Here is a 24,054-nt window from a genome sequence, read left to right on the forward strand (position 1 = left end):
GCCGATCGGCTGGCTGGGCTGGCCGGCGGCGGCCGGGGAGCCTTCCTCGACGATCTCGGGAGCGATGTCTTCTTCGCCGGGCTGCAGTTCCGGCACCTCGGTCGGCTGCACCTCGACACTGGGCATGGCCGGCGCTTGCGGGCGCGGCGGCGCTTCCACCACGACCTGGCGCGACTCGTCTTCGCGGGTGAACAGCATCGGCAGGAAGATCACCGCCAGGGCGATCAGCACCAACGCCCCGACGATGCGCTGCTTCAGCCCTCTTTCCAGCAAGGCCATGGTTTACTCCCCCTTATCCGTTCTACGGGCCAGCCACTCCAGGCCTTCGGCCACGCTATAGAACGATCCGAACAGCAGAATGACATCATCCGCGGTAGCCTTGGCGCACTGCGCGTCCAGGGCAGCGGCGATATCCGCATGGCTGCTCGCCGGAACCTGGCGCAGGATCAGCGCCGCCTCCAGCTCCGCGGCCGGCCGCGAACGCGGGGTCGGCAACGGTGCAACGGCCCAATCCTGCACCAAGCCGGTCAAGGGTTCCAGTACGCCATCCAGGTCTTTGTCCGCCAGCAGGCCGAAGACCGCCAGGTAGCGTCCTCGTGGCGCTGCGGCACGCAGGCGTTGCGCCAGGTACTGGGCGGCCTGGGGATTGTGCCCGACGTCCAGCAGGAGCTGGCGTGGCTGGCCGTCCCAGGACAGGTCGCGGCGATCGAGGCGACCGGTCACCCGGGTCCGCCGCAGCGCCTCGGCCAGGCGCTCCGCCTGCCAGGGCAACTCGAGCAACGCGTAGGCCTGCAGGGCCAGCGCGGCGTTTTCCATGGGCAACTCGAGCAACGGCAGATCGTGCAGCGACAGCGCCTGGCCGTCCGCGGCCAGCCCGCGCCAGTGCCAGCCATAATCGGCGAGCGCCAGGTCGTAGTCGCGACCGCGCAGGTAAAGCGGTGCCCCCAGCGCAGCCACCTGCTCCAGCAATGGCTGCGGGGGATCGAGATCGCCGCACAGGGCCGGTTTGCCGGCGCGCAGGATACCGGCTTTCTCGAAAGCCACGCTTTCGCGGGTATCGCCCAGCCACTCGGCATGGTCCAGGCCGATGCTGGTGATCAGCGCCAGGTCGGCGTCGATCAGGTTGACCGCATCCAGGCGCCCGCCAAGGCCGACTTCCAGCACCGCGAAGTCCAGCCCGGCGCGCTCGAACAGCCAGAAGGCGGCCAGCGTGCCCATTTCGAAATAGGTCAGGGAAATCTCGCCGCGTGCGGCCTCCACCGCGGAGAAGGCGTCGCACAGTTGCGCATCGCCGGCCTCGATGCCGTCGATCCGCACCCGCTCGTTATAGCGCAGCAGGTGCGGCGAGCTGTAGACCCCGACCGACAACCCCTGCTCACGCAGCAGCTCGGCGAGCAGGGCGCAGGTAGAGCCCTTGCCGTTGGTCCCGGTAACGGTGACCACGCGTTTCGCCGGCCTTCCCAGGCCGAGCCGGCGCGCTACCTCGCGGGAACGCTCCAGACCCATGTCGATGGCCGTCGGATGGAGTTGTTCGAGATAGCTCAGCCAATCGGCCAGGGAACGCTGGGTCATGCGGATACGGGGCTCGGCGAATGAGTGAAGGCCGACAGCAGATTGGCCAGGCGCGGCCGCAACTCGGCACGATGCACGATCATGTCGATGGCGCCATGCTCGAGGAGGAACTCGCTACGCTGGAAGCCTTCCGGCAGCTTCTCGCGGACGGTCTGCTCGATCACGCGGGGACCGGCGAAGCCGATCAGCGCCTTGGGTTCGCCGACGATCACGTCGCCGAGCATCGCCAGGCTGGCGGAAACGCCGCCGTAGACCGGGTCGGTCAATACCGAGACGAACGGGATGCCTTCTTCGCGCAGGCGCGCCAGGACCGCCGAAGTCTTGGCCATCTGCATCAGCGAGATCAGCGCTTCCTGCATGCGCGCGCCGCCGGAGGCGGAGAAGCAGATCAGCGGGCAGCGCTTCTCCAGGGCGACGTTGGCCGCGCGAACGAAGCGCTCGCCGACGATGGCGCCCATCGAACCGCCCATGAAGGAGAACTCGAAGGCGCAGGCGACCACCGGCATACCCTGCAGCTTGCCGCTCATGGCGATCAGCGCGTCCTTCTCGCCGGTGTCCTTCTGTGCCGCGGCGAGGCGATCCTTGTACTTCTTGCTGTCGCGGAATTTCAGGCGGTCCACCGGCTCGAGGTCGGCACCCAGCTCCTCGCGACCGTCCTCATCGAGGAAGATGTCCAGGCGGGTACGCGCGTTGATGCGCATGTGGTGGTCGCACTTCGGGCAGACATCCAGGGTCTTTTCCAGCTCCGGACGGTACAGCACGGCTTCGCAGGACGGGCATTTGTGCCACAGGCCTTCCGGTACCGAACTCTTCTGGGACTCGGAACGCATGATGGAAGGGATCAGCTTGTCTACCAGCCAGTTGCTCATGCTCTTTGTTCTCCAGTGCAAGGTCGGGATGGCCGCACCGATCCGGTGACGGCGTCCCTGAGCAAATTCATCTTCGTGACCGCCGGCAGCGGTGGGCCCCACGGCTGCGAAGCGTTTCGCGGCCTGTCCCATCCCCCGCCTGCGCGGTCACCTGGGCGATACCCGGCGAGCGGCTATCGCGAAATATCTGGCCTCCCTATCGGCGGCCGGGCGTTGTCGCGGAAACGGCGACACGCTAGTGGACGGCGGCGGGTCGCCCGTCGTCACATCATGTCTCGTCGCGGCGCCGCGAACGCACCGCGTCCACGAACGCGCGGACCCTCGCCGCATCCTTGATTCCCTTGCTCGCCTCGACGCCACCGCTGACGTCCACCGCGTAGGGCTTGACCTGCTCGACTGCCCTGCCGACGTTATCCGGCGTCAGACCGCCGGCCAGCACCAGGGGTTTGCCCAGGTCGGCCGGCACCAGCGACCAGTCGAACGCCGCCCCCGTGCCGCCGGGCACGCCTTCCACATAGGTATCCAGGAGAATCCCGGCAGCTCCCGGATATGCCGCCGCGCGCCCGACGATGTCGTCGCCGGGCTTCATCCGCAGGGCTTTCAGGTAGGGTCGCCGATGTCCCTCGCAGTCCTCGGCGCGCTCGTCGCCATGGAATTGCAGCAGGTCCAGCGGCACCGCATCGAGAATCTCGCCCAGTTCGCAGCGGCTGGCGTTGACGAACAGGCCGACGCTGGTCACGAACGGCGGCAGGGCACGAACGATCTCCCGCGCCCGATGGATATCCACCGCCCGCGGGCTCTTCGCATAGAACACCAGGCCGATGGCATCGGCGCCCGCCGCGGCGGCGGCGAGGGCGTCCTCGACTCGGGTGATACCGCAGATCTTGATGCGAACGGCTGGCAACGACGGAGAATCCTCGACGAGTGAGCGACGAACCGCGGACGGCCGGTCCGGCGGGAATTCTCGATGGTAGCAAAAGCCCGATTCGACGTCAGCCGACGATATCGGGCAATCCGGAAAGGAAATGCGGCCCCAGGTAGCGCTCGGGCAACTCGAACTCCCCGGGGTACTCCACCCGCACCAGATAGAGTCCGTAGGGGTGAGCGGTGACCCCACCGGCGCGCCGGTCGCGCGTCTCGAGCACCTCCTTCGCCCATTCGATCGGCCGCTCGCCGGCACCGATGGTCATCAGGACGCCAGCGATGTTGCGCACCATATGGTGAAGGAAAGCGTTACCGCGGATGTCCAGCACGATCAACCGACCATGCTCCAGCAAGCGCACGTGATGCATGGTCTTGACCGGCGACTTGGCCTGGCACTGCACCGCCCGGAACGAGGTGAAGTCATGGGTGCCGACCAGTACCTGGGCCGCCTCGCGCATCCGCCCGATATCCAGCGGCCGATGGTTCCAGGTGACCTCCTCGGCCAGGTGCGCCGGGCGGATCGGATCGTTGTAGATGGCGTAGCGATAGCGCCGGGCCATGGCCGAGAAGCGCGCGTGGAAATGCGCCGGCATCACTCTCGCCCAGGTCACACTGATATCCGCGGGCAGGTTGGCGTTGGTGCCCATCACCCATGCTTTCAACGGGCGCTCCACCGCGGTGTCGAAATGCACTACCTGGCCGCTGGCATGAACGGCAGCGTCGGTACGGCCGGCGCAGATCACCCCGACCGGCTCGGCGGCAACCTTCGACAAGGCGCGCTCCAGCGCTTCCTGCACGGAAGGCACGCCGGCTTCCTGGCGCTGCCAGCCACGATAGCGGGAGCCCTTGTACTCGATGCCGAGGGCGATTCTGGAAACGCCAGCGGCAGCCGATTCGGCTGCCGCTGGCGGAACAACATCGTTCATGAGGGTCGCTTCATTTCCGGATCAGGCCAGGCGCTCCAGCAACTCGCGGGCTTCCGCCTGCTGGCTGTCGTTACCTTCGGCCAGGACTTCGTCGAGGATATCGCGCGCGCCTTCGCTATCGCCCATGTCGATGTAGGCGCGAGCCAGATCCAGCTTGGTCGCCGCTTCGTCGGCACCGGAGAGGAAGTCGAAGTCATCGTCGGCGTCTCCGTCCAGGGCGGAGGCGACCGCTGCATCCTCGGCGGAGAAACTCGGCGCCGCGCTCTTCGGCTCGTCAAGGTTGCTGGCCAACTCGTCCAACTGCGCACTCACCTCGTCCAACTGGGCGGCGAAACTGTCCTCGCCCTTCTCCGGAGCGGCCGGCTCCGTCGGCTCGTCGGCCAGCGACAGGTCGAAGTCGTCCGGCAGGGACAACGCCGGCTCTTCGGCAGCCTCGGTATCGAGGGTGAATTCGTTGTTGGCTGGCGCCGCGGCGGGCACCTCGTCGTTCAGCGAAAGCAGGAAGTCGTCGTCCGAAAGCTTGTCTTCCGGCGCATCGAGATCCAGGGAGAAATCGCCCAGGTCGTCATGCTTGGGTTGGCTCGGAGTCTCTGCCAACTCCGCGAAATCCAGGCCGAAGTCGAGATCGTCGACAGGCTTGTCCGCCGCGGTCGAGGCCGCCAGGTCCAGATCGCTGTCCAGGGTCAGGTCGTCCAGCGCCCCGCTGTCGGACTTGAGATCGGCCTGCACGTCGTCGCTGCCAAGATCGCCGCCGCCCAGGTCGTCCAGGCTCAGGTCGAAGGCGTCGTCGAGATCCTGTCCTGCCGCATCCGGCTTGGCCGCGTGACCGCTGTCGTCGAGCGACAGGTCGTCGAGGCTGAAGCTATCCAGCTCGTCCTGCGCCAGCTTGGCGCCGGCCAGGCCGGCAACCGCGGCGACCGCGACCATTGCCGGGTAGCGCGACTTGAGCTGCTCGACCTGCGGCTGTGCGCCGCCGATTTCGCGCAGCTCGTTTTCCTGGCGAGCGAAACCTTCGCGATCGCCCATCTCGGCATAGACTTCCATCAGCTTGAGGCGCAGGTCGGTGCGCTGCGGCTCGTCGTAGATGGCGTTCTGCAACAGTTCGGCGGCCTGGTTGAAACGCCCGTAGGCGATATAGATGTCGGCCTCGCCCAGCGCATCGGAAGTCTGCGCAGTGGTCTTCTCGACCTGCGGCGCAGCGGCTGCGACCTGCGGTTCAGGCTCGTCGAGGGTCAGGTCGTCGAAGCCGTCCTTTCCCAGGTCCAGCGCATCCTCCTGTTCCTCGCCGGCATCCGCGGCGAAAGCCTGGGCTTCTTCCTTCTCTTTCTGCGCATTGCGCCGCGACAGGATCATCAGCAGCACCAGCAACGCCAGCAGTGCACTACCGCCGATCACCGCCAACCACAGCGGGTTGGCCAGCAGTTCGTCGAGGAAGCTCGGTGCCGGCTGTTCTGCCGCCTGTACCGGAGCGGGCGCCGGAACGGCAGGTGCCGGAGGCTTCTCGGCAACTGGCGCGGGCGGCGGCGCCACCGGAGGCTGCGCCGGAGCGGCGGGTGCTTCTCCGGCCGGAGCAGGAGTCGGCGCTGCCGCAGCGGGAGTCCCGGGCTGAGCCGGCGCCTGCGCGGCTGCATTGGGCTGGGACGCATCCGGCAGGGCTGCGTTCGGCTGGGCTGCGCCCTGGCCTTCGGCGCCCAACTGCCCTTGCAGCTTGGCCAACTGGGCGTCCTTCAACTGGATCAACTTCTGCAGCTTGTCCAGCTGGCTCTGCAGATCCTGCATGCGGCTCTGCAGTTCTTCGTTCTCGCGGCGAGTGCTATCGAGGCTTTCCTTGGTCACCGCCAGGGTATCGGCGATCGCCTTGCTGTCGCCCTTCCCGCCCTTGTCGGCACCCTTGCTGGCCTTGCCCTCGCCAGACACCAGGCGCAGGTTGTCCGTGGCGTCGACCTTGGATGGCGCCGACCCGGCGGCATTGCGCTGGGTCGCATCCAACTGCCTGGCGCCAGCGGTGCCCGCGGCCGGATTGCGGCTGCCGCGCCAGCTCTGGTTCTGCGCCTGCACCTGGGACAGCGCCTCGCGCGGCGAGCGCTCCAGCATCTGCTGTTCGGTGGGAATGCGCAGGACCTGGCCGCTCTTCAGCCGGTTGATGTTGCCATCGACGAAGGCGCCCGGATTCAGTTCCTGGAACGCGAGCATCGCCTGGGGTACGGAAACGCGATCGGTACGGTTGCGCTGGGCGATCTCCCAGAGCGTGTCGTTGGAAACGGTGCGATAGGTGTCGCTGCCTGCCGGCGCGGTGGTACGCACCGGAGCCGGCGCCTGCGGGGTTCGCGGGGCGCCGGTCGCGCGCGGCGCGCTGACCGGCGCTTGCGGAGCGCTTGCCGCGGCCTGCGGGGAGTACAGCGGCGGATCCAGCAGGACGGTGTACTCGCGCAGCAGGCGGCCGTTCGGCCAGAGCACCTGGACCAGGAAGTTCAGGTAGGGCTCCTGCACCGGCTTCGACGAGGTCACGCGAATGACGCTCTTGCCGTTGGGCTTCACCACCGGCGTGAACTTCAGGTCGGTGAGGTAGTACAGGCGATCGACGCCCGCCTTGCTGAACTCTTCCGGCGACGCCAGGCTCGGGATCACCTCGCCCGAACCCAGGTCACGAACTTCGAGCAGCTCGATCTCGGCATCCAACGGTTGGTTCAACGCCGACTTCAGGGTGATTTCCCCCAGTCCCAATCCATGCGCCATGCCGGAAGTCAGGACCGAGGCCGCCGCGATTGCCCGAACCAGTGTACGAAGCCGAACCATAGTGTAATCCCTTGGTTTTAATATCTTTTCTCGTTTCACGAGAGGGAGTGCGTCGGTGCTTGCTGTCCGCTCGCCCAGCCATGCATGGACGGACGCTCCCCGGCAGCAGCGGATCGAACCAGTATTAACAAGCTCGAATAATTCTACAAATCTGTGGGTAAGTATCTTTTACAGATAGTGTTTTATCAACAACTCACCCAGGAGCACGGCATTCAGCGCGGCACCTTTTCGCACATTATCAGACACAATCCACAAATTGACCTGACAGGGATCAGCCTGCCCCGCCCTCACCCGGCCGACATAGGTCTCGTCCTGGCCGAGGGCATCGCCGACCACCGTCGGATAATCGCCCTCGCCGACCCATTCGATACCTTTCGTCGCATCGAGGACCCGCGTCACCGCGGCCAGGTCCACCGGTTCCGCGCACTGCAGGGTCACGCTGAGGCTGTCGCCGAAGAATACCGGCGCCTGGATGCAGGTAACGTTCAACGGTCCGATACGCTCGCCAAGCAAGGCCTGCACCTCCGCGAAGATGCGCCGCTCGATCGCGCTGTGCCCCTCGCCATCCACCGCGCCGACCTGCGCCAGCAGGTTGAAGGCGATCTGGCGGTCGAAGAGACGCGGCTCCAGGGGGCGCGCATTGAGCAGTTCGGCGGTCTGCCGGGCGAGTTCCTTCACCCCTTCGCGCCCCAGGCTGGAGACGGAGAGGCAGGCTGTCAGGTTCAGTTGCCGGCAATCCAGCGTGGCCAGTAGTGGCGCCAGCACTTCGCACAGTTCGGCGGCTACGGCGCAAGGACTGGACAAAAGGAACGGCGCCGCTTGCGAGGCCAGGCGTTCGGCATTCACCGAAACCATGACCGGCGGTGCGACGCTCGGTTCCAGGGCGCCGCTCAGGTCGATCACCGAACAACCCGCCGCGCGGGCGCGCTCGGCATGGGCACGCGACACCTCGGCTGCCGCGGCGAAGAAGGCCAGGCCGACACTGGAAAAATCGAAGCTATCGACATCGCCGACGCGCAGGCTGCTTTCGGCGAAACCCATGCGCTGCCCGGCCGACTCGGCGCTGGCCAGCAGGTGCAAACGATGAAGCGGGAAGTCGCGTTCGTCGAGGAGACCGACCAGAGCCTCGCCAACCGATCCGGTGGCGCCTACGACTGCGACATTGAGGGGCTGGGACATGGGAAAAGCCTCGGCGGTCTGCGAAATAGGCGTGGCACTTTACTTGCCCACCTTCGCCCAGGCAATCGAGGCGCCGCCCATTGCGGGCGGCGCCGGATCGATCAGCGCTCCAGCAGAATCCGCAGCATGCGCCGCAGCGGCTCGGCAGCGCCCCACAGCAACTGGTCGCCGACGGTGAAGGCGCCGAGATACTGGGAGCCCATGTTCAGCTTGCGCAGGCGCCCGACCGGAACGCTCAGGGTGCCGGTGACGGCGGCCGGGGTCAGCTCGCGCACGCTTACCTCGCGGTGGTTCGGCACCAGTTTGACCCAGGGATTGTGCTGGCTGATCAGGCCCTCGATGTCGGTCAGCGGCACATCCTTGTTCAACTTGATGGTCAGTGCCTGGCTGTGGCAACGCATGGCGCCGACGCGCACGCAGATACCGTCGACCGGGATCGGGTTCTTGAAGCGGGCGAGGATCTTGTTGGTCTCCGCCTGGGCCTTCCACTCTTCGCGGCTCTGCCCGTTGGGCAGTTCCTTGTCGATCCAGGGGATCAGGCTGCCGCCCAGCGGCGCGCCGAAATGCTCGGTGGGGAAGGCTTCGCTGCGCAGGGTCTCCGCCACCTTGCGATCGATGTCGAGGATCGCGCTGGCCGGGTTGGCCAGGTCATCCGCCACCGATGCATGGGCGGCGCCCATCTGCTTGAGCAGTTCACGCATGTTCTGCGCGCCGGCGCCGGAGGCGGCCTGGTAGGTCATGGCGCTCATCCACTCGACCAGGCCGGCGTCGAACAGCCCGCCCAGGGCCATCAGCATCAGGCTGACGGTGCAGTTGCCGCCGATGTAGTTGCGGGTGCCGGCGTCCAGGGCCTGGTCGATGACCTTGCGGTTGACCGGGTCGAGGACGATCACCGCGTCGTCTTCCATGCGCAGGCTGGAGGCGGCATCGATCCAGTAGCCCTGCCAGCCGGCCTCGCGCAGCTTGGGGAATACTTCGCTGGTGTAGTCGCCGCCCTGGCAGGTCAGGATCACGTCGAGGGTCTTCAGCTCGTCGATGCTGTAGGCGTCCTTCAGCGGAGCGATGTCCTTGCCCACTTCCGGGCCCTGGCCACCGACGTTCGACGTGGTGAAGAACACCGGCTCGATCAGGTCGAAGTCCCGCTCTTCCAGCATCCGCTGCATGAGTACGGAACCCACCATCCCGCGCCAACCGATCAGACCTACACGCTTCATCGCAACTACACCTATATGAGAGAAGTGAGCTGGCCGGCAGCCATCATGGCGCCGGCCAAGCCCGTCAGATTACAGATTCTTGAGTGCCGCGACTACGGCATCGCCCATTTCCCGGGTGCCGACCTTGCGGCAGCCTTCGGACCAGATGTCGCCGGTGCGCAGCCCCTGGTCGAGGACCTTGCTCACCGCCTGCTCGATGGCGTCGGCGGCGGTCGCCTGGCTGAAGCTGTAGCGCAGCATCATCGAGACCGAGAGGATGGTCGCCAACGGGTTGGCGATGCCCTGACCGGCGATGTCCGGGGCGGAACCGTGGCAGGGTTCGTACATGCCCTTGTTGTTCGCGTCGAGCGAGGCAGAAGGCAGCATGCCGATGGAACCGGTCAGCATGGAAGCCTCATCCGACAGGATGTCGCCGAACATGTTGTCGGTGACCATCACGTCGAACTGCTTGGGCGCGCGCACCAGCTGCATGGCGGCGTTGTCCACGTACATATGGGAAAGCTCGACGTCCGGGTAGTCCTTCGCCACTTCTTCCACCACTTCCCGCCACAGTTGGCTGGAGGCGAGGACGTTGGCCTTGTCCACCGAGCAGAGCCTGTTGTTGCGTACGCGGGCCATGTCGAAACCGACGCGGGCGATACGACGGATTTCGCTCTCGCTGTACGGCAGGGTGTCGTAGGCCTGGCGCTCGCCGTTCTCCAGCACGCGCTGCTCGCGGGGCTGGCCGAAGTAGATGCCGCCGGTCAGTTCGCGGACGATGAGGATGTCCAGCCCGGCGACCACTTCCGGCTTCAGGCTGGAGGCCGCGGCCAGTTGCGGGTAGAGGATGGCCGGACGCAGGTTGGCGAACAGGCCCAGTTGCGAACGAATCTTCAGCAGACCGCGCTCGGGACGGATATCGCGTTCGATCCTGTCCCATTTCGGCCCTCCTACCGCGCCCAGCAGCACCGCATCGGCCTGGCGCGCGCGCTGCAGGGTCTGGTCGGCCAGCGGCACGCCGTGCTTGTCGATGGCCGCGCCACCGATGACGTCCTCGGCCAGTTCGAAGCCGAGCTGGAACCTGTCGTTGGCCAGCTCCAGCACCTTGACCGCTTCCGCCATGATTTCCGGACCGATACCGTCACCGGGGAGAACCAGGATCTGCTTGCTCATAACACCCTCTTGTCCTTCATTCATTGAACGGCGGGCATGCGCCGCCGTGATCGAACCGTCACTCCCGACGCAGCCACAGCACCAGCACGTCGGTGCTGAACGAGCCGTCGTCGGCAATCTCGAAATACTCTCTGACTTCCTCGCCCACCGCCAGCTGCAGGCTGCGGATCGCCTGGCGGAACACCTCCGGCGTACGCATCCGCTCGACCCACGACTGGAACTCCAAGCGCAGACGCTGGCGCCGGCTTCCGGTGACCAGCAACCCCGCCTCGCCGCTCAGGCGCGCCCACTCGGCCGGCGAGTAGTTGCGCACATGGCTGGTGTCGCGGAGCAGCTCGACGGTCTGCAGGAAGGTGTCCGGCAAGGCCTGCCCGGGCGCCGCCACGTCGACGAAGATCGCCACCCCGCCGGGCTTGAGCACCCGTCGCACCTCGCGCAGGGCCAGGCCGACGTCGCGCCAGTGATGGGTGGAATAGCGACTGAAGACGAAATCGAACTCGCCGTCGGCGAAGGGCAGGCTCTCCGCCTTGCCCTGCTCGGTGCGGATGTTCGCCATGCCCCGTTCCGCGGCGCTCTGCGCCACCACGGCGAGCATCTCGGCGGAAAGATCGTAGGCCACCACCTCCCCTGCCAGGGCGGCGACCTGGAAGCTCACGTGGCCGGCGCCGCAACCCAGGTCGAGGACCCGCGCTTCCGGGCGCCCGGCCAGGGCGTCGCGCAGCAAGGCGAATTCCTCGCCCTGGGCATGCACGGCGCTGCTCAGGTAGGCCGCAGCCTGGGCGCCGAACTGGCGCTGGACAACGTCATCGTGGTCGCTCATGAATCTACTCCAGGAGAAAAACCGGGCGCACCCTACCCAGGATGCGCCCGGCAAGGGGACTCGCGTGCCGCTCAGCGGAACAGCCAGGGCTGCTGCTGGCGGTAGCCGTCCTCGAAGGCGCGGATCGCATCGGCGTCCTGCAGCGTCAGGCCGATGTCGTCGAGGCCGTTGAGCAGGCAATGCTTGCGGAACGGGTCGACCTCGAAACCCAGCACCTTGCCATCAGGACGGGTAACGGTCTGCGCCGCCAGGTCGATGGACAACTGGTAGCCTTCGTTCGCCTCGACCTGGCGGAACAGTTCGTCCACCTCGGCCTCGGGCAGGATGATCGGCAGCAAGCCGTTCTTGAAACTGTTGTTGAAGAAGATGTCGGCATAGCTCGGTGCGATCACCGTGCGGAAACCGTACTCGTCCAGCGCCCAGGGCGCGTGCTCGCGGGACGAGCCGCAGCCGAAGTTCTCCCGCGCCAGCAGTACGCTGGCGCCCTGGTAGCGCGGCTGGTTGAGGACGAAGTCCGGGTTCAGCGGACGCTTCGAGTTGTTCTGTCCCGGCTGCCCGACATCCAGGTAGCGCCATTCGTCGAACAGATTGGGGCCGAAGCCGGTGCGCTTGATCGACTTGAGGAATTGCTTGGGAATGATCTGATCGGTATCGACGTTGGCGCGATCCAGCGGAGCGACGAGACCGGTCGTCTGGGTATAGGGTTTCATCTCGGTTCTCCTCAGGCGAGCAATTCGCGGACATCGATGAAGCGGCCGTTGACGGCCGCGGCGGCGGCCATCGCCGGGCTGACCAGGTGGGTACGGCCACCGGCGCCCTGACGGCCCTCGAAGTTGCGGTTGGAGGTCGAGGCGCAGTGTTCGCCGCTCTCCAGCCGGTCCGGGTTCATCGCCAGGCACATGGAACAGCCCGGCTCGCGCCATTCGAAGCCGGCCTCGATGAAGATCCGGTCCAGGCCTTCCTTCTCGGCCTGCTCCTTGACCAACCCGGAACCCGGCACCACCAGCGCCTGTTTGATGGTCGCGGCGACCTTGCGGCCCCTGGCCACTTCGGCGGCAGCGCGCAGGTCCTCGATCCGCGAGTTGGTGCAGGAACCGATGAATACCCGGTCCAGCTGGATGTCGGTGATCGCCTGGTTCGGCCGCAGGCCCATGTACTTCAAGGCGCGCTCGATCGAACCGCGCTTGATCGGGTCGCTCTCGCGGGCCGGGTCCGGCACGTTCTGGTCCACGGCCAGGACCATTTCCGGCGACGTGCCCCAGCTGACCTGCGGCTTGATCTGCGCGGCGTCCAGCTCGACCACGGTATCGAAGCGGGCATCGGCGTCCGACACCAGCCCCTGCCAGCAGGCGACGGCCTGGTCCCATTGCTCGGCGCTCGGCGCGAAGGGCCGGCCCTTCACGTAGTCGATGGTCTTCTGGTCGACGGCGACCAGGCCGACGCGGGCGCCCGCCTCGATCGACATGTTGCAGATGGTCATCCGCCCTTCGATGGACAGGTCGCGGATGGCGCTGCCGGCGAACTCGATGGCGTGGCCGTTGCCGCCGGCGGTGCCGATCCTGCCGATCACCGCGAGGACGATATCCTTCGCCGTGACGCCGGCCGGCAACCTGCCTTCGACCTTGACCAGCATGTTCTTCATCTTCTTCGCCACCAGGCACTGGGTCGCCAGCACATGCTCGACCTCGGAAGTGCCGATGCCGTGGGCCAGCGCGCCGAAGGCGCCGTGGGTGGAAGTGTGCGAGTCGCCGCAGACCACGGTCATCCCCGGGAGGGTCGCGCCCTGCTCCGGACCGACCACATGGACGATGCCCTGGCGCACGTCGTTCATCTTGAATTCGGTGATGCCGAAGTCATCGCAGTTCTCGTCGAGGGTCTGCACCTGCAGGCGCGAGACCTCGTCGGCGATGGCGGCGATGCCGCCCTTGCGCTCGGTGCGGGTGGTCGGCACGTTGTGGTCCGGGGTGGCAATGTTGGCGTCGATCCGCCACGGCTTGCGCCCGGCCAGGCGAAGACCCTCGAAGGCCTGCGGCGAGGTCACTTCGTGCAGGATATGGCGGTCGATGTAGATCAGCGCCGAACCGTCGTCGCGCTGCTTGACCAGGTGCATGTCCCAGAGTTTGTCGTAGAGGGTCTTGCCGGCCATCGGGATTTCCTCATCAGCTTATTTCTATGCCCACAGGGCTTGTGAGGATGATCCTATGGCTTGTCTACGAATAACTCAAATTCATATTTTTCATCCAAAGCATTCCCAACAGGAATCCATTGGCGCTAAGCTCCGGGCAGCCGAAACCAGCGGAGGCCCGCAATGGACCTGAACAGCCTCAACACCTTCATCGCCATTGCCGAGACCGGCAGCTTCTCCGAGGCCGGCGAGCGCCTGCACCTGACCCAACCGGCGGTGAGCAAGCGCATCGCCGCCCTCGAACAGCAGCTCAATGCCCGGCTGTTCGACCGGGTCGGCCGCGAGGTCAACCTCACCGAGGCCGGCCGCGCCCTGCTGCCGCGCGCCTATCAGTTGCTCAACGTGCTCGACGACACCCGCCGGGCGCTGAACAACCTCACCGGCGAGGTCAGCGGCCGGCTGGTCCTGGCCACCAGCCACCACATCGGCCTGCATCGCCTGCCGCCGCTGCTGCGCGCCTTCACCCGGGCGCATCCGCAGGTGGCGCTGGATATCCAGTTCCTGGATTCGGAAGTGGCCTACGAGGAGATCCTTCATGGCCGTGCGGAACTGGCGGTGATCACCCTGGCCCCGGAAACCGCCGAACCGGTGCGCGCAGTCCCGGTGTGGGACGACCCGCTGGACTTCGTCGCCGCCCCGGAGCACCCGCTGGCCCGACAGGGCACGGTGTTCCTCGCCGACGTCGCCAAGCACCCCGCGGTATTCCCCGGCGGCAACACCTTCACCCACCACATCGTGCGGCGCATGTTCGAAGCCGAAGGGCTGACGCCGAACATCGCCATGAGCACCAACTACCTGGAGACCATCAAGATGATGGTCTCCATCGGCCTGGCCTGGAGCGTGCTGCCGCGGACCATGCTCGACGACCAGGTGGTGCGCCTGCCGCTACAGGACATCCAGCTCAGCCGCCAGCTCGGCTACATCCTGCACACCGAGCGGACCCTGTCGAACGCCGCGCGCGCCTTCATGCGCCTGCTCGACGAACAGGCATTCGGCAACGGCACTCCAGCGGCCTGAAGCGATTCAGGTCGAACGCCACGGGTAGGCCCTCCCCTCTTCGCCGTCCGCGGCCAGCGCTCACCCGACCTGCATGCCAATGCCCTCGCGACTCAGCCCTCGCCGACCCACGCCTGCACCTCGACCTCCACGTCGACCCCCAGCGCCAGCCCGGCGGTCACCGTCGAGCGTACCGGCAAGGCCCCCTGCACATGACGCTGGTAGACCTCGTTGAAACCGGCGAAGTGGGCCATGTCCGACAGCCAGACGGTGACCTTCACCAGTTGGTCGAAACGCGCGCCACAGCTCTCCAGGGTCTCGCCGATGCGTGCCATCACCGCTTCGGTCTGGGTCTGGATATCGCCACGTACCACCTCGCCGGTCGGACTCATCGGCACCTGTCCGGAAAGAAACAGGAAGCCGCCGGCCCGCACCGCGCGGGAAAAGGGAAACGGCAGGCTGCTGGGGTAACGCTGGATGTCATCGCTCATCTGGATTGCCTCCTGTGGATGAAGCGCTAGGAAGAAAAGCTTTCGGCCGCGGAATCGGCGTATTCATGTAGCACTGCGATCAACCCTGGCTCATATCGACGCGCTCCGCCAGAAAGTTCAGGAACGCCCGCACGCGCAGCGGCAGATAGCCGCCCTGGCCGACGTAGACGGCGTGGACTTCCTCCAGGTCGCCCGGGTTGTATGCCTCGAGCACGGGAATCAGGCGACCGGCGGCTATGTCCTCGCGCACCTGGAACGCGGCCAGCCGCGCCAGGCCCAGGCCGGCCACGGCCAGACGGCGCAGCGCCTCGCCATCGCTGGCCTGGGCGTTGCCCGACAACGGCACCACGAGTTCCTCGCCGGCGTCCCGCAGCGGCCAGCCGGAGCGCGTTCGCACATAGTTGGCGCCGAGGCGGTTGTGCCCCAGCAGCGCCTGCGGCGTGGCCGGCATGCCATGCCGGGCCAGGTAGGCCGGCGCACCGACGATCAGCATGCGCGTGCTCCCCAGCTTGCGCGCCACCAGGCTCGAGCTTTTCAGCGGCCCCGCGCGCACGGCCACGTCGGTGCGCTGCTCGAGGATGTCGACGACCTCATCGGTCAGCACGATATCCAGCGTCACCTCGGGATGCTGCGCGAGGAACTCGGGCACCAGCGGCAGCAGGAAATGATGTCCGAAAGGCACGTTGGCGTTGACTCGCAAGCGCCCGCGCGGCGCCGCGTTTTCGCTCGCACACCGCTCGGCTTCCTCCAGGTCGGCCAGGATACGCACCCCGCGCTCGTAGAACGTGCATCCCTCGGGCGTCAGTTGCAATTGACGGGTGGAGCGGTTCAGCAAGCGGGTTCCCAGGCGCTGTTCGAGCCGGGTGATCAGCTTGCTGACTGCCGAGGGCGTCATGCCGCAACGTCGAGCGGCGGCGGAAAAGCCCCCCGACTCGACGACCCGGGCAAACACCTCCAGTTCGCCGGAACGGTTGACTTCAAGCCGGGCCATGGCGCCCTGCCTGATGATTTCGCTTCATAAATGATGTTCCCCGCGACGGTCTATTTCCCTTAAATCTTTGAATTCATCATCAGCTACAGGATAACCACTGAATTCAACGACATGAAACGACCCATCGAAAGACTTCCCGCCGCGACCTCCAGCGCAACCCGGGCCTTCGCGCTCGCAACGAGCCTGTTGTACGCCTGCGCCGCGCCGGCCGCTTCCTGGACCGCCAGCTGGCAGGCCAGCCCGCAGCCGGTCTGGGCTGAGGACTTCCTGTTTCCCAGCAACGTGCCGGCCGAACTGCACGACCAGACGGTGCGGCAACTGGCGCGAATCAGCCTGGGAGGAACGCGCGTGCGCATCGTCCTGGCAAATACCTATGGAAAGCGCCCGATCCGGATCGGCCGGGCCACCCTGGCCAAACCGGGTTCCGAGCGCGCCGCGGTCGCCACCGGCAGCCGGCATGACGTGACCTTCGGCGGACGCCGGACGGCGACCATCGCGCCCGGCGCCACGCTACTCAGCGATCCGGTGACGATGCCGGTGGCCGCGCTCTCGCAGGTGCTGGTGAGTCTCTACCTGCCGGCCGCCACGCCCATGGAAACCTTCCACTGGGACGGCCGCCAGACGGGCTGGATCGTCGCCGGCGAGCAGACCCAAAGCCACGCATTGCAGCTGGACGCGGCGGACAGCCAGAGCACCACCGCGCGCCTGCTGTTGACAGGTATCCTGGTCGAAACCGAAACGGCAACGCGGACGCTGGTGACGCTCGGCGACTCGATCACCGACGGAGCCAGCGCCAGCCTCGACCGGAACAGCCGTTGGCCGGACTTCCTCGCCGAACGCCTGGCCCCGCATGGCGTCGCCGTGGTCAATGCGGGGATTTCCGGCGCCCGTCTGCTGAGCGACGGCATGGGCGCGAGCGCGCTGGCACGTCTGGACCGCGACGTACTGGCCCAGCCAGGCGCAAGCAGCATGGTGGTGATGCTCGGCATCAACGACATTGCCTGGCCCGGTACCGCTTTTGCCCGGAATGCCGCACCGCCCACCCTGGAAGCGCTGATCGCCGGCTACCGGCAATTGATCGAACGGGCGCACAACCGGGGTATCCGGGTCGTCGGCGCGACCCTCACGCCGTTCGAGGGCGCACTGCCCGGCACGCCGTTGAGCGATTATTACCATCCCGCCAAGGAAGCCCTGCGCAGGCAGGTTAACGAGTGGATCCGTCATGCCGGCGCCTTCGATGCGGTGATCGACTTCGACGCGGTATTGCGCGATCCGAAGCAGCCGTCGCGGCTCGCCGCGCGCTACGACTCCGGCGACCATCTGCACCCCAGCGACGAAGGCAACCGAGCGATGGCGGCCGCCATCGACCTCGACGTCCTGCTGGACGAGGTGCCTGACGGCACACCGGCAGAGCCCCGGGCCGATAGCGCAACGAAATGAAAAAAGGCGCCCGAAGGCGCCTTTTTTCGATCACCGCTGACGGTTACTGGTTGTCCAGTGCCGGGCGCTGGCCATTGATGGCGATACGCTTCGGCTTGGCTTCTTCCGGAACCAGCCGGACCAGGTCGATGTTCAGCAGGCCGTTGGCTAGCGAAGCCGCCTTGACCTCGATATGGTCGGCGAGGCGGAACGACAGCTTGAAGGCGCGCTGGGCGATGCCCTGGTGCAGGTAGGTCACGTTGTCCGTGGACTTCTCGCGCTTGCCGCCACTGACGGTCAGCACGCCGCGCTCGACCTGCAGGTCCAGGTCTTCTTCCTGGAAGCCGGCGGCGGCGATGACGATGCGATACTCGTCGTCACCGTGCTTTTCGACGTTGTAGGGCGGGTAGGTACTCCCGGCCTCATTGCGCAGGGCCGACTCGAACAGATCGTTGAAGCGATCGAAGCCTACGGAATGACGGAACAGCGGGGCGAGGGAAAAAGCGTTGCTCATTGCGAATCTCCTGAATTATCAGCAAGTACTCTGGTGCGGAACCCGTCTTCGGCATCCCGCACGAACTAGATAGGGATCATCGGAAGTATTTCAAGAGCCTTGAGAACGACCGTTCGTCGTGCTCAGATCGAAACTCATCCTTTCGAGAACCGTCGCTATGGAACGCGCAATCCCGACCTTCCCCTGCCGCGATCTGGACAGCGCCAGCGCCTTCTACCAGTCCCTCGGCTTCCACCTTGGCGCTCGCTATCCGACCTACGCCATCCTCCAGCGCGGCGCCCTGGAGCTGCACCTGTCGCTGTTCGAAGCGCTCGAACCGAAGACCAATTGCAGCGCTGCCTACCTGCGCCTGGAGGACGCCCAGGCGCTGCATCGCCAGGCCGCGGCCCTCGGCCTGGGCGGCCAGGGGATTCCACGCATCACGGCCCTGGAAGACCAGCCCTGGGGTATGCGCGAATTCGCCCTGGTCGATCCCGACGGCAACCTGCTGCGGGTCGGCCAGGAGCTCGATGCGACGCCAGAGCAACACCGGGTTCGCCTGGCCAGCGCCGACGACGTCCCCGCTGTGGCCGCGCTCTGGCAAGCCAATGTCCGCGAAGCCGGGGAAACCCTGGATGCCGGCGACCAGCAGGCGATCCAGGCACTGCTCCTGGCCGCCTCGCGCAACCGCTTGCTCTGGCTGGCGGAGGCCCAGCAGCATCCCCGCGGTTTCGTCCTCGCCCACCTGTGGCAGATCGAGGACGGTCAGGCACGGGTGGGAGAGATCGCAGAGCTCTACGTACTGCCGCAGGCCCGCCGCCAGGGCCTGGCCCGGGAACTGGTGGGCAGTGCCGAGGAGGCCCTGCGCTCGCGCGGCGCCGGCCTGATCCGCGCGCAATCGGCCCTTGACGCGCCGCTGTCCAACCTGTTCTGGCAGGGCCTGGGCTGGGACGCCGACTACCTGACCTTCACTCGCTACTGACCTGGGGAGCATCATCATGCGCAACGTCATGCTGATCACCGGAGCCAGCCGCGGCATCGGCGCCGCCACCGCTCTGCTCGCCGCCGAGCGCGGCTATGCGGTCGTCCTCAACTATCTGCGCAACCGCGAGGCCGCCGAAGCGCTGCGCCAGCGCATCGAGCGCCAGGGCGGCGAAGCCCTGGCGGTGGCGGCCGACGTAGCCGAGGAAGGCGATGTCGAGCGGCTGTTCGCCGCCATCGACGAACGTTTCGGCCGCCTCGACGTGCTGGTCAACAACGCCGGCATGCTGGAAGCGCAGACGCGCCTGGAAAACATCGACGCGGCGCGCCTGCACAGGGTATTCGCGACCAACGTGACCGGCAGCTTCCTCTGCGCCCGCGAGGCGGTGAAGCGCCTGTCGACCCGCCACGGCGGGCACGGCGGCAGCATCGTCAACGTATCCTCGATGGCCTCGCGGCTGGGATCGCCCAACGAATACATCGACTATGCCGCCGCCAAGGGCGCCATCGACAGCATGACCATCGGGCTGGCCAGGGAAGTGGCGGCGGAGGGTATCCGGGTCAACGCGGTGCGGCCCGGACTGATCGATACCGAGATCCACGCCAGCGGCGGCGAGCCCGGCCGTATCGAACGCCTGAAGGGCGGCATACCGCTAGGACGCGGCGGCACGGCGGAGGAAGTCGCGCGGGCGATTCTCTGGCTGGCGTCGGACGAAGCCAGCTACAGCACTGGCACCTTCATCGATGTCAGCGGCGGCCGCTAGGCCTGCTACGCAAGCTAGGCCGCCTGGCTGAACGACACCTGCAACAACCGGTCGATGGTTTCGCAATCGCTTTCCCGGCGAATCCGCGCGAACAGCTCGACGGCTTCGGGATAGGTGCGCGTGAGCATGCCCAGCCACTGCTTGAGACGCCCCGGGGCATAGCGCGGGGCGAGCTTGCGCCGGGCCTGTAGCCAGAAGTCGCGCAGCAGCGGCAACAGCTCGCTCCAGGGCATCTCGTGGATTTCGCCGCCATCGCGCCAGGCGGCGATCTGCCGAGCCAGGCCAGGACGCGAGACCAGGCCGCGACCGAGCATGATGTCCTCCACCCCGCTGACCTCGCGACAACGCAGGTAGTCGTCGAGCGTCCACACTTCGCCATTGGCGAACACCGGCACGCGCACCGCCTCGGCCACCCGCGCCACCCACTCCCAGTGCGCCGGCGGCCTGTAGCCATCGACCTTGGTCCGGGCATGCACCACTACATGGGCCGAGCCGCCGTCGGCCAGGGCCCGCGCGCAATCCAGGGCGCCGTCGGGACTGTCGTAGCCCAGGCGCATCTTCGAGGTCACCGCAATCTCGCTCGGCACCGCGCGACGCACGGCGGCGACGATGTCGTGCATCAGCTCCGGCTCCTTGAGCAATACCGCGCCGCCGCGCGAGCGGTTCACGGTCTTGGCCGGACAACCGAAGTTCAGGTCGATCACCGGGGCACCCAGCTCACAGGCGAACGCGGCGTTATCCGCCAGGCACGCAGGATCGGAGCCGAGCAACTGCACACGCATCGGCGTCCCGGCGCGGGTCCGGCTGCCGTCGCGCAGCTCCGGCGCCAGCTTGTGGAAAGCCGTGGCCGGCAGTAGGCGATCGGTGATGCGGATGAATTCGGTGACGCACCAATCGATGCCGCCGACGCGGGTCAGCACGTCGCGGAGGATTTCATCCACCAGACCTTCCATCGGCGCCAGGGCGATTTGCACGAACCACTACCTCGAAAATGACAGGCGGCGGATTCTAGAGAATCCGCCGCCCGGAACAAAGTGCGAATGCCTGCCGGCCGACGCGCGACGGGTCAGGCCCCGGCGAGCAGAGCCTGGCCGTAGCCGTCGATGAACTCCGCCGGCATCCGCTTCGGCTTGCCGCTGGACAGTTCGATGCAGACGAAGGTGGTCTGCGCCCGCAGCAGCGTGGCGCCATCCGCCGGGCGTACCAACTGGAAGCGCCGGTTCATCCGCAGGCGCTGGTCGGACTCGACGATCCAGGTCGCCAGTTGCAGTTCGTCGCCCTCGTAGGCCGCGGCCAGGTAGTCGATCTCGTGGCGCAGCACCGCCATCGCCCGGTCCAGCCGGCGGTACTCGGCCAGGTCCAAGCCCAGCCGCTGCGAGTGGCGCCAGGCGCAGCGCTCCAACCAACTGACGTAGACGGCGTTGTTCGCGTGGCCGAGCCCGTCGATGTCCTCGGTGAGGACCCTGAGGTCGATCACGAACGGATCGGCGTAGTCCCAATTCATCAATGCTGCTCCAGGCTGCCGGCCAGTTCGCGCGCTTCCCTGGCCAGTTGTGTGATCTGATCCCAGGCCCGCGCCCGGATCAAGCTCGGCGGCGCCAGCCAGGTGCCGCCGACACAGGCGACATTGGGCAGGCGGAGGAAATTCAGCAGGTTGTCCAGGTTGACGCCGCCGGTCGGGCAGAAGCGGATGCCGGTGAACGGCCCCTTCAGGCTTTTCAGCATTTTCACGCTGGCAGTGCCATCGGCCGGGAACAGCTTCAGCGAGCGATAACCGTACTCCAGCGCCAGCAACACTTCCGAAGGCGTCATCACCCCGGGCAGGTATGGCAGGCCGGCATCCTCCGCGGCGGCGGCAAGGCGCGGCGTGCATCCGGGGCTGACGGCGAACTGCGCGCCCGCGTCGCGTGCCTCGAGAAACTGCTCGGTGTGGATCAGGGTACCCGCCCCCAGCAGGACCTCGGGCACCTCGCGATGGATGGCGGCGATCGCGTCCAGCGCCTGCGGCGTGCGCAGCGTCACTTCCAACACCGTGACGCCGCCCGCATACAACGCGCGCGCCAGGTCGGGCGCCAGCGCCACGTCCTCGATCACCAGCACCGGCAATACCGGGCTGGCCTGCAGCAGGACCCGATCCAGCGGCAATGTCATGGGCATTCCTCGATTCGAAACGGCTCGCCCCGCCGGATCGCTCCGCGCGGGCCACAGCGCTTTTTACCGAAGAACCGAGGTCAGGACAACGACAACCCCTCTGCTACGCGCCTCAGGAAGCGCTCGCCGTCTTTTCCACGCGCCGGCAAGCGCGCATCGCCGGACGCTCCTCGAGCAGCGCCAGCAGCGACTCGCTCAGCCTGCGCTCGCCGAGCAGTCGGTGGTGGCCGCCGCCCGGCAGGCGCAGCAAGCGACTAGCCGGCCAGGCGGCATGGATGCGCTCGGCATTTTCCACCGCTACGCGCGGGTCGTCGTCGGCATGCACCACCAGTCCGGGCATTTCCAGACGGTAGCGCGCCACATCCAGGCACGCCGCGGATATGCCCGCCTGACGCTCGACCAGGCGGATGAAATGCGAGCGAGCCAGGGCCGGCAAACCGACGAAACGAGCGAACAGGCGCAACTGTTCGAGAATCCGCGACGGCGCCGAGACCGTCACCAGCGCTTCGCTGCGCAGCCCCATCTGGGCCGCCAGCAACGCCGCCGCGCCACCCAGGGAATGACCGACCACCGCACGCAGCGGCGGCAACTCGCCAGCGGCCTCCAGCAAGGCATGGGCGAACAGCACCACGTTCGCCTCCCTGCCCGGCGAGCGGCCATGGGCCGGCGCATCGAGGGCATACACCGAATAACCCGCGCCGACCAGTTGCTCGATCAGATGGGCGAACTGTGTCGGCCTGCCGGCCCAGCCATGCAGCAGCAGGACTGCCGGCCCCTCGCCCCAGCGCAACACCGACAGCCCGAAGCGCAGAGTGACGCGCTCCGAGCTGGCCAGCAGCGGCAGCTCCCAATCCTTCGGCGGCCACTCGCCAGGCATCATGAACGCCCGACGCATACGCTCGGCCGTCCAACGCGGCGCGATGCGGCCGATCGTCCCGTTGAAACCGCGAATCCAGGTCAGGCTGCTCATCTCGCACCTCCTCAGTTCACCGCCTGCTTGGCGGCACGCAGAACCCGGTCGGACAGCTCGCCCGGCCCCAATGCCCGGGCCAGCGCCAAACCGCCAATCATCAACACCAGGTCGGCCAGGGCGACGTCGGTTTCCTCGGGACTTTCCGCCAGGCTGGCGACCATGATCTCGACATGCCTGCTCAAGACCTCGCGAAACCCCTCCGGCAGGCGCGCCACCTCGGCGAGGGTCGCCGGCAGCGGACAACCGGCGTCGACCTGTGCGTCCCGATGCTTGCGCGACAGGTAGAAAGCGGCCGCCAAGGCCCGACGCTCCTTTCCCGACAATCCGGGGTCGAGTTCGCCGAGCAGTTCGCGGCGCTTGCCGAGCAATTGCTCGAACGCCTCGAGCATCAGCGCATCCTTGCTCTGGAAGTGGGCATAGAAGCCGCCGACGGTGAGCCCCGCCGCGCCCATCACTTCCCCGACGCTAGGCTCGACGGCGCCCCGCTCGAGCAGGGCCTGGGTGGCGGCACCGAGGATGCGGGCACGGGTCTGGGTTTTCTTGTCGCTCATGACGATCTCCGAAAATATTATGAGTGAAATATTATATGCATAATAAAAATCGGCAAGCGTACGGCCGGACCGTCTGTCAGGAAATTCGAAAAGGGAAAAAACAAAAGGGCCATTCCAATTCGGAATGGCCCTATAGAGCCCCGCAGAGCGGGAAAAAGTGGCGTCCCCTAGGGGACTCGAACCCCTGTTACCGCCGTGAAAGGGCGGTGTCCTAGGCCACTAGACGAAGGGGACAATGAAACCTTCGAAAAGTAAGGCCAGCGATGCTGGCCTTGGAATGTGGTGGAGCTAGACGGGATCGAACCGTCGACCTCTTGCATGCCATGCAAGCGCTCTCCCAGCTGAGCTATAGCCCCGAATTCGCCATCAGGCGGGCGATCTTCCGATCGCTTCGACAACCTTCCGGTCATCGACACGCTCATCCATTGCTGGGACGGATGAACATGAAGTGGCGTCCCCTAGGGGACTCGAACCCCTGTTACCGCCGTGAAAGGGCGGTGTCCTAGGCCACTAGACGAAGGGGACGAAACCTTCGTAGGAATCCGCAAAACCAACCGCGTATTCCCGGCAATTTGGTGGAGCTAGACGGGATCGAACCGTCGACCTC

At 66.6% G+C, this 24,054-nt stretch carries 23 protein-coding genes, 3 tRNA genes and 1 pseudogene; 4 read left to right on the forward strand and 23 right to left on the reverse strand.

Annotation, left to right across the window (positions count from 1 at the left end):
• The 12 genes and pseudogenes from HMPREF2581_RS27800 to leuC all read right to left on the reverse strand — a co-directional run.
• Positions 1-279: pseudogene (locus HMPREF2581_RS27800) on the reverse strand (SPOR domain-containing protein); the annotation flags it as partial.
• A gap of 3 nt (positions 280-282) precedes the next feature.
• Positions 283-1,572: a bifunctional tetrahydrofolate synthase/dihydrofolate synthase gene (folC, locus tag HMPREF2581_RS27805; RefSeq protein WP_003138507.1), complete on the reverse strand. Its 1,290-nt coding sequence runs from the start codon at positions 1,570-1,572 to the stop codon at positions 283-285.
• Entirely contained in the window at positions 1,569-2,441 is an 873-nt protein-coding gene (gene accD, locus HMPREF2581_RS27810) for an acetyl-CoA carboxylase, carboxyltransferase subunit beta (protein WP_003104199.1), read from the reverse strand. Before accD ends, folC begins: the two co-directional genes overlap by 4 nt.
• Before the next feature lie 268 nt (positions 2,442-2,709).
• Positions 2,710-3,345, reverse strand: coding sequence for a phosphoribosylanthranilate isomerase (locus tag HMPREF2581_RS27815; protein ID WP_003091389.1), 636 nt, complete (start codon positions 3,343-3,345; stop codon positions 2,710-2,712).
• A gap of 88 nt (positions 3,346-3,433) precedes the next feature.
• Positions 3,434-4,291: a tRNA pseudouridine(38-40) synthase TruA gene (truA, locus tag HMPREF2581_RS27820; protein ID WP_011666599.1), complete on the reverse strand. Its 858-nt coding sequence runs from the start codon at positions 4,289-4,291 to the stop codon at positions 3,434-3,436.
• Positions 4,292-4,312: 21 nt separating this feature from the next.
• Entirely contained in the window at positions 4,313-7,087 is a 2,775-nt protein-coding gene (fimV, locus tag HMPREF2581_RS27825) for a motility hub landmark protein FimV (protein ID WP_003138501.1), read from the reverse strand.
• A gap of 168 nt (positions 7,088-7,255) precedes the next feature.
• Complete coding sequence (locus tag HMPREF2581_RS27830; RefSeq protein ID WP_003091393.1) at positions 7,256-8,266, reverse strand: aspartate-semialdehyde dehydrogenase; 1,011 nt, start codon at positions 8,264-8,266, stop codon at positions 7,256-7,258.
• A 101-nt stretch (positions 8,267-8,367) separates the two neighbouring features.
• Positions 8,368-9,480 (reverse strand): aspartate-semialdehyde dehydrogenase, encoded by a 1,113-nt coding sequence (gene asd / locus HMPREF2581_RS27835; RefSeq protein WP_003111187.1) that lies wholly within the window; start codon positions 9,478-9,480, stop codon positions 8,368-8,370.
• A gap of 69 nt (positions 9,481-9,549) precedes the next feature.
• On the reverse strand, positions 9,550-10,632 hold the full coding sequence (gene leuB, locus HMPREF2581_RS27840) for a 3-isopropylmalate dehydrogenase (protein WP_003091395.1): 1,083 nt from the start codon (positions 10,630-10,632) through the stop codon (positions 9,550-9,552).
• A gap of 58 nt (positions 10,633-10,690) precedes the next feature.
• The gene (locus tag HMPREF2581_RS27845; protein WP_003091396.1) at positions 10,691-11,452 is read right to left on the reverse strand and encodes a class I SAM-dependent methyltransferase; all 762 of its coding nucleotides are present in this window, start codon (positions 11,450-11,452) and stop codon (positions 10,691-10,693) included.
• Positions 11,453-11,523: 71 nt separating this feature from the next.
• The gene (leuD, locus tag HMPREF2581_RS27850; RefSeq protein WP_003138498.1) at positions 11,524-12,162 is read right to left on the reverse strand and encodes a 3-isopropylmalate dehydratase small subunit; all 639 of its coding nucleotides are present in this window, start codon (positions 12,160-12,162) and stop codon (positions 11,524-11,526) included.
• A gap of 11 nt (positions 12,163-12,173) precedes the next feature.
• Entirely contained in the window at positions 12,174-13,598 is a 1,425-nt protein-coding gene (gene leuC / locus HMPREF2581_RS27855) for a 3-isopropylmalate dehydratase large subunit (protein ID WP_003091399.1), read from the reverse strand.
• Between the two features lie 162 nt (positions 13,599-13,760).
• Here leuC and HMPREF2581_RS27860 point away from each other — a divergent pair, with 162 nt between their 5' ends.
• Positions 13,761-14,654, forward strand: coding sequence for a LysR family transcriptional regulator (locus tag HMPREF2581_RS27860; protein ID WP_003091401.1), 894 nt, complete (start codon positions 13,761-13,763; stop codon positions 14,652-14,654).
• A gap of 92 nt (positions 14,655-14,746) precedes the next feature.
• On the opposite strand, the gene HMPREF2581_RS27865 is transcribed toward HMPREF2581_RS27860, so the two are convergent.
• Both HMPREF2581_RS27865 and HMPREF2581_RS27870 read right to left on the reverse strand, forming a co-directional pair.
• Positions 14,747-15,124, reverse strand: a complete 378-nt coding sequence (locus HMPREF2581_RS27865; RefSeq protein ID WP_003091402.1) for a RidA family protein — start codon at positions 15,122-15,124, stop codon at positions 14,747-14,749.
• A gap of 79 nt (positions 15,125-15,203) precedes the next feature.
• Positions 15,204-16,115: a LysR family transcriptional regulator gene (locus HMPREF2581_RS27870; protein ID WP_003138496.1), complete on the reverse strand. Its 912-nt coding sequence runs from the start codon at positions 16,113-16,115 to the stop codon at positions 15,204-15,206.
• A 111-nt stretch (positions 16,116-16,226) separates the two neighbouring features.
• Here HMPREF2581_RS27870 and HMPREF2581_RS27875 point away from each other — a divergent pair, with 111 nt between their 5' ends.
• Positions 16,227-17,555 carry an SGNH/GDSL hydrolase family protein gene (locus tag HMPREF2581_RS27875; protein ID WP_003138494.1) on the forward strand — a complete coding sequence of 443 codons (1,329 nt, stop codon included), beginning with the start codon at positions 16,227-16,229 and terminating at the stop codon, positions 17,553-17,555.
• A gap of 43 nt (positions 17,556-17,598) precedes the next feature.
• Here HMPREF2581_RS27875 and HMPREF2581_RS27880 read toward each other — a convergent pair whose 3' ends face one another.
• Entirely contained in the window at positions 17,599-18,048 is a 450-nt protein-coding gene (locus HMPREF2581_RS27880) for an Hsp20 family protein (RefSeq protein WP_003091405.1), read from the reverse strand.
• A gap of 157 nt (positions 18,049-18,205) precedes the next feature.
• On the opposite strand from HMPREF2581_RS27880, the gene HMPREF2581_RS27885 reads away from it, so the two are divergent.
• Complete coding sequence (locus tag HMPREF2581_RS27885; protein WP_003091406.1) at positions 18,206-19,009, forward strand: glyoxalase/bleomycin resistance/extradiol dioxygenase family protein; 804 nt, start codon at positions 18,206-18,208, stop codon at positions 19,007-19,009.
• Between the two features lie 16 nt (positions 19,010-19,025).
• Positions 19,026-19,772 (forward strand): SDR family oxidoreductase, encoded by a 747-nt coding sequence (locus HMPREF2581_RS27890; RefSeq protein WP_003138492.1) that lies wholly within the window; start codon positions 19,026-19,028, stop codon positions 19,770-19,772.
• A gap of 14 nt (positions 19,773-19,786) precedes the next feature.
• Here HMPREF2581_RS27890 and HMPREF2581_RS27895 read toward each other — a convergent pair whose 3' ends face one another.
• From HMPREF2581_RS27895 to HMPREF2581_RS27930, 8 genes are all read right to left on the reverse strand, one after another.
• A complete protein-coding gene (locus HMPREF2581_RS27895) occupies positions 19,787-20,746 on the reverse strand; it encodes a tRNA dihydrouridine synthase (protein WP_003091408.1) in 960 nt (319 codons plus the stop codon).
• A gap of 92 nt (positions 20,747-20,838) precedes the next feature.
• Entirely contained in the window at positions 20,839-21,276 is a 438-nt protein-coding gene (locus tag HMPREF2581_RS27900; RefSeq protein ID WP_003111181.1) for an acyl-CoA thioesterase, read from the reverse strand.
• Complete coding sequence (locus tag HMPREF2581_RS27905) at positions 21,276-21,923, reverse strand: bifunctional 4-hydroxy-2-oxoglutarate aldolase/2-dehydro-3-deoxy-phosphogluconate aldolase (RefSeq protein WP_003091412.1); 648 nt, start codon at positions 21,921-21,923, stop codon at positions 21,276-21,278. Before HMPREF2581_RS27905 ends, HMPREF2581_RS27900 begins: the two co-directional genes overlap by 1 nt.
• Before the next feature lie 112 nt (positions 21,924-22,035).
• Positions 22,036-22,893 carry an alpha/beta fold hydrolase gene (locus HMPREF2581_RS27910; RefSeq protein ID WP_003107646.1) on the reverse strand — a complete coding sequence of 286 codons (858 nt, stop codon included), beginning with the start codon at positions 22,891-22,893 and terminating at the stop codon, positions 22,036-22,038.
• Positions 22,894-22,904: 11 nt separating this feature from the next.
• Complete coding sequence (locus tag HMPREF2581_RS27915) at positions 22,905-23,447, reverse strand: TetR/AcrR family transcriptional regulator (protein WP_003091415.1); 543 nt, start codon at positions 23,445-23,447, stop codon at positions 22,905-22,907.
• A 158-nt stretch (positions 23,448-23,605) separates the two neighbouring features.
• Positions 23,606-23,681: transfer RNA gene (locus tag HMPREF2581_RS27920), tRNA-Glu, on the reverse strand.
• Between the two features lie 46 nt (positions 23,682-23,727).
• Positions 23,728-23,803 (reverse strand) — tRNA-Ala (locus HMPREF2581_RS27925).
• Between the two features lie 93 nt (positions 23,804-23,896).
• Positions 23,897-23,972: transfer RNA gene (locus tag HMPREF2581_RS27930), tRNA-Glu, on the reverse strand.
• Positions 23,973-24,054: the final 82 nt, after the last annotated feature.

The sequence above is a fragment of the Pseudomonas sp. HMSC057H01 genome (genome assembly GCF_001836405.1).
In the GTDB taxonomy this organism is placed as follows: domain Bacteria; phylum Pseudomonadota; class Gammaproteobacteria; order Pseudomonadales; family Pseudomonadaceae; genus Pseudomonas; species Pseudomonas aeruginosa.